The sequence below is a fragment of the Pedobacter frigoris genome (assembly GCF_005116445.1).
GTDB classification, from domain to species: domain Bacteria; phylum Bacteroidota; class Bacteroidia; order Sphingobacteriales; family Sphingobacteriaceae; genus Pedobacter; species Pedobacter frigoris.
In genome coordinates this window covers 24,223-36,939 of the sequence record NZ_SWBQ01000006.1, presented here as the reverse complement: position 1 = coordinate 36,939, position 12,717 = coordinate 24,223, and the positions used below count along the sequence as shown (strand labels likewise).

Here is a 12,717-nt window from a genome sequence, read left to right as displayed (position 1 = left end):
TGATTATTTTAAGCTTACTACCTGCGCCTTTACATAGTCGATCAGACCGATAATATCTTTACGTTGAGGCTGCACCAACAATATCTTTTTAAAATCGGCTGTTGAATTATTAAACAACAAAATACACGCAGCTTTTTCCGCAGACTTTTTTACTTTATAAGATTTGTAAATCGCATAATCTTTGTAAGCAAGTCCCCTATTTTGTAGCAACTGAGGATCTTCTTCCCCATTTATTTCTATCGCTTTAGTAAAGTCTTTAATGGCAGAAAGGTAGAAACCTTCTCTCATTTGGTTCAACGATTCCTTGGGATCATTAGCAACATTTAACCTTGCTTTTCCTCTGTAATAATATGCTGAATAGTCAGAGGGTTTCAAAGTAATGAACCTGCTGTATGTTGAAATTGCATTTTCAAAATCACCGCATTGAAAGTAAGAATATCCAAGCATTTTTAATACAGATGCATTATTTGGATCTTTATTATCAGCCTTTTCCAGTTGCGCTACAGCTCCCTTATAATCTCCTTTCATCCAGGCTTGCATACCCAACTTATCGTAGTTTTGTGCGATACCCTTGTTAGCAGAAACAACAAGTAATATTAAAATCGTTTGCTTGAAATAGTTCATCAATTATTATTTAATAAAATAAATGTATTTAGTTTTATCTAATCCCTAAACAAATGTATAATTATTTTTCAGGTATCACATAAACTGTTAAGCAGGCAACTACCGTACCATTAATAAATATCTTATAGATAAACGTGTATAAATTGAAAATATGATATTACTTATAATTATTGTTACGTGTCTGACTTTTTAACATGCAAAAGCTGCATTTGTGCTTTTGGCACAGGAGTTGAAAATACCATTTACAGAATATAATTAATTATTTCGCAGGCGACATGCTGTCAGATTGTCGTTTTAATTTTTAAGAGGAATTTAATGAGTAAACAAGATCAGTTTGATTTTAGCAATGCACTACCTATCATAAATGAAGATACAGAGTTCTTTCCATTGATGTCTCAGCAGGACGAAGATGAAATGAACAATGAAGAAACTCCAGAGATTTTACCAATATTACCTTTAAGAAATACCGTATTATTTCCCGGTGTCGTGATACCAATTACCGTAGGGAGAGATAAGTCTATAAAACTAATAAAGGAGGCTTATAAAGGCAATCGAATCATTGGCGTTGTTTCTCAACGTGATGTTTCAATTGAAGACCCTACTTTTGAACAGCTGAATGACGTTGGTACTGTAGCTCACATTATTAAAATGCTGCAGATGCCTGACGGGAATACTACTGTGATCATACAAGGCAAACAGCGTTTCCGTTTGATCGAAGAAGTACAGTCTGAGCCTTACATCAAGGTAACTATCAGCAAATTTACCGAAGATAAGCACAAGACTGACAAAGAATTTAAAGCTTTGGTAGCTTCAATAAAGGAAATGTCTTCTCAGATTATCCAACTGTCTCCCAACATACCGAGTGAGGCTGGGATTGCTTTGAAAAATATTGAAAGCACATCATTTTTGATCAATTTCATTTCTTCTAACATGAACGCTGATGTATCTGACAAGCAGAAAATGCTTGAGATGACAAATCTTCGTGAAAGGGCAACTATGGTTATGGAGTTACTGACGTTGGAACTACAGATGCTGGAACTTAAAAACCAGATCCAGTCTAAGGTCCGTACTGATCTTGATAAACAACAGAGAGACTATTTCCTAAACCAGCAGCTGAAGACTATCCAGGAAGAATTGGGAGGTAACTCATCTGACATGGAATATGAGGCACTGCAAGTCCGTGCCAAAAAGAAAAAATGGGGTAAACAGGTTCAGGACCATTTCAATAAGGAATTGGAAAAATTAGGCAGGATGAATCCTGCTGCTCCTGACTATTCTGTACAAATTAACTACCTTGAGCTTCTCCTTGACCTTCCGTGGAATGATTTCACGAAGGACAATTTTGACCTGAAACGTGCGCAGCGAATACTGGATAAAGACCATTTTGGTCTCGAGAAAGTTAAACGACGCATTATTGAATATTTGGCCGTCTTGAAGTTAAAACGAGACATGAAGGCTCCTATTATTTGCCTGGTAGGCCCTCCGGGTGTCGGAAAAACTTCTCTCGGTAAGTCTATAGCAAAAGCATTGAACCGCAAGTATGTTCGTATGGCACTGGGTGGCATCAGAGATGAGGCAGAAATTCGCGGACATAGAAAGACCTATATAGGCGCAATGCCCGGCCGCATCATACAATCAATTAAAAAAGCGGGAGCAGCAAATCCGGTATTTGTATTGGATGAAATCGATAAAGTAGGGACTGATTTCAGAGGAGATCCTTCATCTGCCCTCTTGGAGGTTTTAGATCCGGAGCAAAACAGCGCATTTAACGACCATTATGTTGAAGCGGATTACGACCTGTCTAATGTCCTATTCATTGCTACAGCCAATTCATTAAGCTCTATACAGCCTGCGTTATTAGACCGTATGGAAATTATTGAGGTAAATGGTTATACCATAGAAGAGAAAATCGAAATTGCTAAAAAGTACCTTTTACCGAAGCAAAAAGAGCAACACGGTATCAATTCAAAGGATATTACTTTAAAAACCTCATTAATAGAAAAGGTAATCGAGGATTACACCAGGGAATCCGGAGTTCGCGGACTGGAAAAGAAAATTGGTTCGCTGGTTCGTGGCGTAGCTACAAAAATAGCCATGGAAGAAACTTATGAACCTAATCTGAGCGCTGATGATGTAGAACAAATTCTGGGTCCCCCTATTTTCGATAAAGATCTTTATGAGGGCAATGAGGTAGCTGGAGTAGTAACCGGTCTGGCCTGGACGTCTGTAGGTGGCGATATCCTATTTATTGAAGCTAGCTTGAGCCCAGGCAAAGGCAAACTTACCTTAACCGGTAATCTTGGTGAGGTGATGAAAGAATCAGCAATCATTGCTTTGGCTTATCTGAGAGCTCATGCTGATCTATTCGGAATCGACAATGTTCTTTTTGATTACTGGGATGTGCATGTTCACGTACCTGCAGGTGCTACACCGAAAGATGGTCCATCTGCCGGAATTACCATGCTTACTGCGCTGACTTCGGCATTCACACAGCGTAAGGTAAAATCCAACCTGGCAATGACCGGCGAGATTACGTTACGTGGTAAAGTGTTGCCTGTTGGTGGAATTAAGGAAAAGATACTTGCTGCAAAAAGAGCAAATATAAAAGACATCATTTTGTGCAAATCTAACCGTAAGGATATATTGGAAATCAAAGAAAGCTATATCAAGGATCTTAATTTTCATTATGTGACAGAAATGAAAGAGGTAATTGAACTGGCGCTCACTAAGGATAAGGTAAAAAAACCGCAAGACCTAAGCACGAAACCAAAAACAATTGCAAACTAATTAGTTTTTAGCTATCATTGAATTCACAAATTAACAATTTAGATAAATGAACAAACTTACATTGATACTTGGAATCCTGTTCACCACGCTAGGATTTCAGTACACGCAGGCACAGGAAAACAATACTGAAGTCAAACGTGGTCAGAATATTTTCATTGAACTGGGTGGACAAGGCCTGACTTTTACAGCAAACTATGATTCACGTTTTACCAATAAAAGAGATGGCTTGGGTGGTCGTGCAGGAATTGGATATTTTTCAGTTGACGGCGATAAAGTAACCACCGTTCCACTTTCACTTAATTATTTATTGGGAAAAGGCAACAAATTCTTCGAAATAGGATTGGGTGCTACTTATATCAGTACCAGTGGCAGCAGTGAAGTTCTCTTCAATGAAAACGAGAGCAATGTCATCGGAACTATGAGTTTCTTTTATAGAGTGCAGCCGGCTGACGGTGGATTTTCTTTTAGAGCGGGATTGAGCCCTGTATTTAGTAAAGATTTTTTTATACCATATTATGGTGGACTTAGCTTAGGTTATACCTTCTAATTTAAAAAACTAAACTCCGGCAGACCTCCGGAGTTTTTTTATATCGTTTATGAACTGCAAACATACTTATATATTCATTGGTTTTCTGTTGTTTTCATCTGTTGCTTTCTCCCAGAGCTATAAAAATGAATTTGGCTTTAAGAGTGACAACGATTCTTATCTGGCCCAGGGCTCTGACCGTTATTATACAAATGGCTTATTCATTTCTTTCAGGAGGGCAACGGATCAGGAAAAGCTAAACCCAGGTTTAGAAAAAAAAATATATGAGCTCTCTGCAGGGCAGAAAATGTATAATCCATATTCAGGCTATGCTCCTGATCCGGAAAAACAAGACCGTCCGTTCTCAGGATATCTTTATGCGGGAGGCAGCTTAAGCTGGTTTAAGAAAAATGAAAGCATTTTAAGGTTAAGTGCAGAACTTGGGACCACAGGCCCTAACTCTCTTGCAGAAGATGGCCAGGAATTACTACACAATACAGTTGGATTTTATGAACTGGATGGCTGGCAATATCAGATAAAAAACGAAATAGCTATTAATTTATCAGCTCAGTACACCAAATTACTTCATCGCTCATCAAATAATGCAACGGACTTTTCTTTTGAGGGTTATGCAAATGCAGGCACAACATTTAGTGCAGCAGGTGCTGGGATTCTTTTCCGGGCTGGTGGACTTAACCAACTGTTCAATTCTGCATATACTAATTCAGTAATAGGAAATAATGCGAAGGCAAAATCACTGGTTAAAAGAGAGGTTTTCTTCTATGCTAAGCCACAGTTGAACTTTATAGCTTATGACGCCACTGTTCAAGGGAGTCTTTTCAACAACAATAGTCCGGTTACTTTTGGTGTAAAACCAATTGTATTTGCACAGCAAATTGGATTTAACTACAGTTCGCAACGTTTTACTTTTGACTTTGGAATGCTCTTTAAAACAACAGAAATTAAGAGTAGCGCAAAAGCTCATCAGTATGGAACCATAAGTATGTTTTACAGGTTCAATTAATCCAGTGCGGGACGTTTTCGGTTTTCTTTCTTAGCTGAAACAGATTGTTTATCTGCTAGTCTTTTGCGAATTACAGATTTAGGTGTCTTGGTCGGTTTTCTTTTCTTTTGAACATGGAGACCTGACTTGAGCAAAGCAATAAGTTTAATTATTGTTCTCTCCTTATTCATCAGCTGGCTCCTGTCTTCCTGAGACACAATATGCAGGTTACCCTCCTGATCTAACCGACCGGCTAATTTCTCATTCAGAATTATGCGTTCTTCCTGAGTAAAAAATGGCGCATTTGCGATGTGAAATATCAGCTCTACTTTACTAGACACTTTATTTACGTTCTGCCCGCCTTTTCCACCACTCCTAGATGTTTTGAAAACTGCAACCTTTAATATATCTTCCTTATTGGGTAACATTCGGCAAATGTAGTATATGGATCTTTATGTTAATAAAAATTTCATTTAAAACGATCTCTTAAAATATTACCTTTGCTTTATATGAGAAAGAACCTGGTTGTTGCTATTGACGGCTATTCATCTTGCGGAAAGAGTACTCTTGCTAAAGCATTGGCAAAAAAACTAGGTTTTATCTATATAGACAGCGGAGCAATGTATAGGGCAGTAACGCTTTATTTCATTCGAAATCATACTGAAATCAATAATATAGCAGCAGTAAAGGACGCCCTTGAACATATAGAATTAAATTTCCATTCAAGAGATTATCAATCACATATTACACTTAATGGAGAAGAGGTTTCTGAAGAAATCAGGCAAATGCCCGTTTCAGAGAATGTAAGTGAAGTATCTGCCAATAAACTTGTGCGAAAAGAAATGGTAAAACAGCAACAGCGCATGGGTAAGTCTAAAAACATTGTGATGGATGGCAGAGATATCGGAACCACAGTATTCCCTGATGCCCAGGTTAAGTTTTTCATGACTGCAGATCCGAAAATAAGGGCGGAACGTCGTTTTAATGAGCTACAAAGTAAAGGTGATACATCTACTTCTCTTGAAGATGTGTTTGAAAACCTGGCTCATAGAGATTATGCAGACACTACACGCGTAGAAAGTCCACTGACCAGGGCTGAAGATGCAATTATTCTGGACAACACTGAACTTAGTGAAACAGAGCAACTTGACTTTGCACTTTCACAGGTTCACGAGCATATGCCTATTTAACCAGAAACTCTTTCTAAAAAAGCAAGACTCTCGTATTTTCTTTTCTGCAAATCTTTAGTTACAAATCTATTTTACAGATAAACATTACAATTCGATGTTTTAACTAAAATCCTTGTTCTATACTTTTGTTTAACATTTTTGTCAAACTTAAAAGATCATGACTGCGAGAGATACCGGAACAGAACAATTAATTAAAAATACGGCCAAGAATTTATTTTTTGCAGAAGGCAAGCTTCATGCAACCACGCAAGAGATCGCGGATACAGCCGGAGTAAACCGCACTCTTGTAAACTATTATTTCCGCTCAAGAGATGCCTTGTTTGACCAGGTATTTCACGATGCCCAAAAGGAACTGCTGGATCTTTTAGACGAGGTGATCGATTCAGACATGGCCTTCAAAGAGAAAATGAAGAATTTGATAGATGTTTTTATGAATCAGGCGATGCAATTTCCTTATCGTGAGCTTTTTATCATTACAGAGATGAACAGACATGATATAATCGAGTCAAAAATAGCCCGTGTAGAAAAAGTAAATGGCATGCTACAGGAGATCGGGGCCGAGATGGAAAAAGGAACTATAAGAAAAATGAACCCAAGACATTTCTTAATTAACCTTTTTTCGATGATGGCCTATCCGCTGGTTACTGCCCCCTTAAATAAAATAATATTTAACATGAATGATCAGGACTATACATCACTCATGGAAGAACGAAAAAAACTAATCTTTGAAACTATATTTCCCCAATAACGCACAATACCCCTTAACATATGAAAACTAACATCCAATCTCTCTACCTATTATTACCTGTACTACTGATGATCAGTGCCTGCGGAAATAATGATCCGAAAAAAGCTCCTGCCGGCGGACCAGCTCAAGTTCAGGCGTACCCAGTAGTAGCAGTTATCGCTCAATCTACGAGTCTTGAAACTGACTACCCTGCTACTCTTGAGGGGATACAAAATGTGGATATCCGTCCGAAAGTCGATGGCTTTATCGAGAAAATATATGTTGATGAAGGTGCGACTGTCAAAAAGGGACAATTGCTTTTTACGATTAATGCCCCTCAATACGAACAGCTGGTGAGAACTGCCAGTGCCGCAATCAGCAGTGCTGAAGCCAATGTAAATGCAGCTCAGCTGCAGGTGAATAAAACTAAGCCACTTGTAGATAAAGACATCATTAGCAAATATGACCTTGATGCTGCTCAATTAACCCTGCAAAGCAGACAGGCCGCACTTGCACAAGCGAAAGCTGAATTGGTAAATGCCCGCGTAAACTTAGGATATACAAAAATAACCAGCCCCGTTGACGGTGTAATTGGAAGTATTCCTTTTAAAACCGGAAGCCTTGTTAGCGGGTCAAGTGCACAGCCTTTGACTACCGTTTCAAATATCTCTAAAATCTATGCTTATTTTTCTATGAATGAGAAGCAATTGCTTGATTTTTCAAGAAATTACAAAGGGAACACGCTTAGTGCCAAAATGAAAAATATCCCGGCAGTTTCTCTGGTACTTTCAGATGGGACGGCTTATGCAGAAAACGGTAAAATCGAATCTATTAATGGATTGATAAACACAAATACAGGTTCTGCAAGTTTAAGAGCCACGTTTAGTAATCCATTAATGCTGCTAAGAAGTGGTGCAAGTGCATCAGTACGTATCCCCCAGCATCTGGACAATGCATTGTTAATTCCTCAAAAATCAACTATTGATCTGCAGGGCAAAAAATTTGTTTACGTAGTGGACAATAAAGGCATGGTTAAAAATACTGAGGTGGAAATTATGGAGCTGACGAAAGGAAACTTTTATGTAGTTACAAAAGGTCTCAAAGCTGGTGATAAGATAGTTCTTGAGGGTTTCCAATCTTTAAAAGATGGAGCTGAGATTAAACCTGAAGAAAAGAGCGCAGATTCAGTTTATGGCGAGCTTCAAAGTAAATAACTGTTTATCACATTTAGGTTTTCAAACCTGTTGAAATAGAATATATGTTAAAAAAATTTATAGAGAGACCGGTATTATCAACGGTAATATCGATTATCATAGTTATCCTGGGTGTATTGGGTCTGGTAACATTACCTGTATCCCAATACCCTGAAATAGCACCTCCTACCGTTCAGGTTTCGGCTTCTTATCAGGGAGCCAATGCGGATGTAGTCATGAGTAGCGTTGTAATTCCATTGGAAGAACAAATCAACGGTGTAGAAGACATGACTTACATGACTTCTTCTGCGAGCAACGACGGTACTGCGACCATCACCATCAATTTTAAACTGGGGACCAATGCAGATCTGGCAGCAGTTAACGTACAAAATCGTGTAGCGAGAGCATCCAGCCTATTACCAGCTGAGGTAACCAGATCAGGAGTAATTACAGCAAAAAGGCAGGCAAGTAATGTGTTGATCTTTGGGATATATAGTGACAGCGCTTCTTATGATCAAAGCTTCTTGCAAAACTATGCAAATATCAATTTGATTCCCCAGATTAAAAGGATCAATGGTGTGGGTGATGCAAGTGCATTTGGCTTGATGGATTACACCATGCGTATCTGGTTAAAACCCGATGTCATGGCAACTTACGGCTTGGTTCCAAATGATGTAAGTATTGCTCTTGCAGAACAAAATATTGAAGCTGCACCAGGACAGTTTGGAGAACGTGGAGAACAATCATTTCAATATACACTGAAGTATTCCGGCAGGTTAAAAAATGAGACTGAGTTTAGCAACATCATTATCAGGACTGCCGCCAACGGTCAGGTTTTGAGATTAAAAGACATCGCCAGAATAGAACTTGGTGCACAAAGCTATGCAAGCTCCGTACGATTTAATGGTAAACCAGCTTTAGGTATCGCAATTAATCAAACAGCCGGATCAAATGCAAAAGACGTAATTGAAGGATCATTGAAGGTGCTGGAAGATGCGTCTGTAAACTTCCCGAAAGGGGTTCATTACACTGCACTGGTGAACGTGAATGATTTCCTGGATGCTTCTATTGAGAAAGTAATACATACATTAATTGAAGCGTTTATATTGGTATTTATTGTAGTATTTGTTTTCCTTCAGGATTTCAGGTCTACTTTAATTCCGGCAATTAGTGTCCCCGTTGCTATTATAGGTACATTCTTTTTTCTTAGTTTATTTGGTTTTACCATCAACCTACTCACATTATTTGCATTGGTACTTGCTATCGGTATTGTGGTAGATGACGCGATTGTAGTTGTAGAAGCTGTACACGCAAAATTAGACCATGGCTATAAATCGGCCAAAAAGGCAACAATAGATGCGATGGAAGATATTACGGGAGCCATTATTTCGATTACGCTGGTAATGGCAGCAGTATTTATTCCGGTTAGTTTTATTCAAGGCTCATCTGGAGTATTCTACAAACAGTTTGGTCTGACTTTAGCGATTGCGATTATCCTTTCAGCAATCAACGCTTTAACATTAAGCCCTGCATTATGTGCCATGCTTTTAAAGCCTCATGAAGATGATCATGGACACAAGAAAAATTTCATGCAGAGATTTTATACTGCATTTAATACTTCTTTTGACCTAATGACAAATCGTTATAAAAGATCAGTAAGCTTTTTGGCAAGAAAACAATGGCTGGCCGGATTGGGCATTGCAGTTTTTGCGGTGGCGTTGGTATGGGCAATGAATACGACACCGAAAGGATTCGTACCGAACGAAGATTTGGGAACAATCATGTCTGACATTTCATTGCCTCCCTCAACTTCACTGGAGCGAACCAACGAAGTGATTAAGGAGATAGACAGTATTGTACACACGATTGACGAGGTGAAATATTCCTTAACTGTTGTAGGGCGAAGTATGATCAGTGGTTCTGGAAGTTCATACGGAATGGTGATTTCCAAGTTAAAACCATGGGACGAACGTCAACGTGATGTAAAAGCTATTATCGGGGAGTTGTTCGCAAAAACGGCGAATGTTAAGGGCGCTAAGATCATCTTCTTCGCACCTCCTACTATTCAGGGTTTTGGTACCAGTGGAGGTTTTGAATTCCAGCTACAGGACAAAACTGGCGGCGATATTAACAAATTCAATACTGTTGGCAATGAATTTCTGGCTGCATTGAGTAAAAGACCTGAGATCCAGTATGCTTCGACTTCATTTAACCCTAATTTCCCGCAATTTCAAATTGATGTAAATGTTGCACGTGTAAAACAGGCCGGATTAAGTGTAAGTGATGTACTTGGAGTATTACAAGGATATTACGGAGGGGTTTACGCTTCAAACTTTAATAAATTTGGAAAACAATATCGGGTGATGTATCAGGCCGATGCACAATACCGCGCAAATCAGCAGAGCCTGAATAGCATTTATGTTCGTAATTCCAGCGGTACTATGGCGCCGATAAGTGAGTTTATTACCCTGAAAAAGGTATATGGACCACAGGCAATTTCACGTTTCAATCTATATACTTCTATAGCGGTGACTGGCAGCCCTAACCTGGGATATAGTTCTGGAGATGCTTTAAAAGCAGTCCAGGAAGAAGCCGCTATACACTTGCCTGTAGGTTATGGCTATGAGTTTTCAGGATTATCACGCGAGGAAATGTCCAGCGGAAGTCAGACTATATTTATATTCCTTCTCTGCGTAATTTTCGTATACTTCCTGTTATGTGCGCAATATGAAAGCTATATTTTACCTTTGGCTGTATTGATTTCTCTGCCGATTGGTTTGGCTGGCGTATTCATTTTCGATAAGATTTTTGGGGTAGACAATAACATCTATACTCAAATTACCTTAATCATGCTCGTCGGTCTACTTGCCAAGAACGCCATTTTAATTGTAGAATATGCTGTTGATAGAAGAAGAAAAGGCATGAGCATCGTAAGTGCGGCTATAAGTGGTGCGACTGCACGTTTACGCCCCATTCTAATGACATCTTTTGCATTTATTCTTGGTTTACTGCCTTTAATGCTCTCAACAGGCGTTGGTGCTGCTGGTAATAAATCAATTGGAACTGGTGCTGTTGGAGGTATGCTTATCGGTACAGTATTTGGAATATTTGTTATTCCGGCATTATTTATCGTCTTCCAGAGTTTACAAGAAAAAGTAAGCAGTAAATCTCCATTTGATGAAAGTGTTGACATTACGCAGAAAGCGATTGAATTCCCTGAGGCTGACACACGTGAACATTAATTTTAAAAGAACATGAACTCCAAATATTATAAATCATATTTAATTATAAGCTTTACTGTTTTAAGTCTGGCTTCCTGTGTCACTAAAAAATATGAGCGCCCGGCTGTAAACAGCGGTGATCTTTATCGCGAAAATTCGGGTTCAGATACCACTACAATTGCAGATTTACCCTGGAAAACCTTATTTGCTGACACAAAGCTTCAGGCATTGATCCAGCAGGGATTGATTGAGAATCTGGATCTTAAACAAGCAATAGAACGTATCAAAATTGCAGAGGCTACCTTACAGCAAAACCGGGCAGCACTGCTACCGAGTTTGTCAGGGGATTTGTCTGTAACAGATGCAAAGCAATCGCGCGCAGCCTTAAACTTCCCTGCTGGCATCAACATCAATACAGAGACTCAAACCTATAAAGCCCAGCTTAGCACGAGTTGGGAAGCAGATATATGGGGCAGGATCAGTAGTGCAAAAAGATCGGCATATGCTTCGCTACTACAAACTGACGCAGCTAAAAGAGCCGTACAGACCCAGCTTATTGCTAATATTGCTAATAATTACTATAGTTTACTTACTCTGGATAAACAACTTGCGATTACAGAACAAACCATAAAGATCAGACAAAGCGATGTGGAGACGATGAAATCTTTAAAAGAAGGTGCTGTCGTAAATGGAGCTGCTGTAGTTCAGAGCGAAGCCAATTTATATGCGGCTCAGGTAACGATACCAGATTTGAGGAGAACAATTCGTGAAACAGAAAATGCGCTAAGTATTTTATTGGGGAAAGGCCCCGGTAGTATCGACCGCTCTTCTTTGGACCAACAGATAGCTTACAGTAATCTGCAAACCGGCGTGTCAGCCCAGCTGTTACAAAATCGTCCTGATGTGCAAGTTGCTGAGTTTGCTTTCAGAGCCGCATTTGAAAATAAAAACGTGGCAAAAGCTTCTTTTTATCCTGCACTTACATTAACAGCTAACGGTGGTCTGTCCAGTTTGACATTGAAAAACTTTTTTGACAATTCTATTTTTTATAATTTGATTGGCGGACTTACTCAACCTATTTTTAATAAGGGACAGAATAAAGCCAGGTTAAAAACAGCTGAAGCACAACAACAACAAGCATTTTACAGTTTCCAGCAAAGTTTACTAGTTGGTGGCCAAGAAGTGTCTAACGCCCTGTTTGCTTATCAAACTGCGGCGGAAAAGGAGACTACCAGAGCCAAACAAATCTTATCCCTTACAAAAGCAGTTGACTTCACTAAAGAATTGTTACGTTATAGTTCTGCAACAAATTATACGGATGTATTGACTTCTGAACAAAGTCTTCTTAATGCACAATTAAGCAGTACTAACGATAGGTTACAAAAATTACAGGCTATAGTAAATCTTTATAAAGCCTTAGGTGGAGGCTGGAAGAATAACTAAAAC

10 protein-coding genes are annotated in these 12,717 nt (G+C 39.0%); 8 read left to right on the top strand and 2 right to left on the bottom strand.

Translation table 11 applies throughout. The annotated features are described in order from the left end of the window. Nucleotides 1–3: 3 nt before the first annotated feature. On the bottom strand, nucleotides 4–624 hold the full coding sequence (locus tag FA047_RS18055; RefSeq protein WP_136837500.1) for a tetratricopeptide repeat protein: 621 nt from the start codon (nucleotides 622–624) through the stop codon (nucleotides 4–6). A 315-nt stretch (nucleotides 625–939) separates the two neighbouring features. On the opposite strand from FA047_RS18055, the gene lon reads away from it, so the two are divergent. Genes lon through FA047_RS18040 form a run of 3 tightly spaced genes read left to right on the top strand, consistent with a single transcriptional unit; the run spans nucleotide 940 to nucleotide 4,961 of the window. Further along, a complete protein-coding gene (gene lon / locus FA047_RS18050) occupies nucleotides 940–3,411 on the top strand; it encodes an endopeptidase La (protein WP_136837499.1) in 2,472 nt (823 codons plus the stop codon). Between the two features lie 46 nt (nucleotides 3,412–3,457). Further along, nucleotides 3,458–3,958, top strand: coding sequence for a hypothetical protein (locus FA047_RS18045; RefSeq protein ID WP_136837498.1), 501 nt, complete (start codon nucleotides 3,458–3,460; stop codon nucleotides 3,956–3,958). 49 nt (nucleotides 3,959–4,007) lie between these two features. Beyond that, nucleotides 4,008–4,961: a lipid A deacylase LpxR family protein gene (locus FA047_RS18040; RefSeq protein ID WP_136837497.1), complete on the top strand. Its 954-nt coding sequence runs from the start codon at nucleotides 4,008–4,010 to the stop codon at nucleotides 4,959–4,961. Here the strand turns inward: FA047_RS18040 and arfB are convergent. Beyond that, nucleotides 4,958–5,368, bottom strand: a complete 411-nt coding sequence (gene arfB, locus FA047_RS18035; protein ID WP_136837496.1) for an alternative ribosome rescue aminoacyl-tRNA hydrolase ArfB — start codon at nucleotides 5,366–5,368, stop codon at nucleotides 4,958–4,960. The genes FA047_RS18040 and arfB overlap by 4 nt on opposite strands. A gap of 81 nt (nucleotides 5,369–5,449) precedes the next feature. Here arfB and cmk point away from each other — a divergent pair, with 81 nt between their 5' ends. From cmk to FA047_RS18010, 5 genes are all read left to right on the top strand, one after another. Further along, entirely contained in the window at nucleotides 5,450–6,130 is a 681-nt protein-coding gene (gene cmk / locus FA047_RS18030) for a (d)CMP kinase (RefSeq protein WP_136837495.1), read from the top strand. A 157-nt stretch (nucleotides 6,131–6,287) separates the two neighbouring features. Further along, nucleotides 6,288–6,878, top strand: coding sequence for a TetR/AcrR family transcriptional regulator (locus FA047_RS18025; RefSeq protein WP_136837494.1), 591 nt, complete (start codon nucleotides 6,288–6,290; stop codon nucleotides 6,876–6,878). Nucleotides 6,879–6,898: 20 nt separating this feature from the next. Further along, nucleotides 6,899–8,071, top strand: a complete 1,173-nt coding sequence (locus FA047_RS18020; RefSeq protein ID WP_136837493.1) for an efflux RND transporter periplasmic adaptor subunit — start codon at nucleotides 6,899–6,901, stop codon at nucleotides 8,069–8,071. Nucleotides 8,072–8,115: 44 nt separating this feature from the next. Continuing rightward, complete coding sequence (locus FA047_RS18015; protein ID WP_136837492.1) at nucleotides 8,116–11,292, top strand: efflux RND transporter permease subunit; 3,177 nt, start codon at nucleotides 8,116–8,118, stop codon at nucleotides 11,290–11,292. Between the two features lie 12 nt (nucleotides 11,293–11,304). Further along, nucleotides 11,305–12,714, top strand: coding sequence for an efflux transporter outer membrane subunit (locus FA047_RS18010; RefSeq protein ID WP_136837491.1), 1,410 nt, complete (start codon nucleotides 11,305–11,307; stop codon nucleotides 12,712–12,714). The last annotated feature ends 3 nt before the right edge of the window (nucleotides 12,715–12,717 follow it).

Coding starts and splice junctions, on each gene's coding strand:
- FA047_RS18055 (WP_136837500.1), bottom strand. CDS start 624: ATGAACTATTTCAAGCAAACGATTTTAATATTACTTGTTGTTTCTGCT.
- lon (WP_136837499.1), top strand. CDS start 940: ATGAGTAAACAAGATCAGTTTGATTTTAGCAATGCACTACCTATCATA.
- FA047_RS18045 (WP_136837498.1), top strand. CDS start 3,458: ATGAACAAACTTACATTGATACTTGGAATCCTGTTCACCACGCTAGGA.
- FA047_RS18040 (WP_136837497.1), top strand. CDS start 4,008: ATGAACTGCAAACATACTTATATATTCATTGGTTTTCTGTTGTTTTCA.
- arfB (WP_136837496.1), bottom strand. CDS start 5,368: ATGTTACCCAATAAGGAAGATATATTAAAGGTTGCAGTTTTCAAAACA.
- cmk (WP_136837495.1), top strand. CDS start 5,450: ATGAGAAAGAACCTGGTTGTTGCTATTGACGGCTATTCATCTTGCGGA.
- FA047_RS18025 (WP_136837494.1), top strand. CDS start 6,288: ATGACTGCGAGAGATACCGGAACAGAACAATTAATTAAAAATACGGCC.
- FA047_RS18020 (WP_136837493.1), top strand. CDS start 6,899: ATGAAAACTAACATCCAATCTCTCTACCTATTATTACCTGTACTACTG.
- FA047_RS18015 (WP_136837492.1), top strand. CDS start 8,116: ATGTTAAAAAAATTTATAGAGAGACCGGTATTATCAACGGTAATATCG.
- FA047_RS18010 (WP_136837491.1), top strand. CDS start 11,305: ATGAACTCCAAATATTATAAATCATATTTAATTATAAGCTTTACTGTT.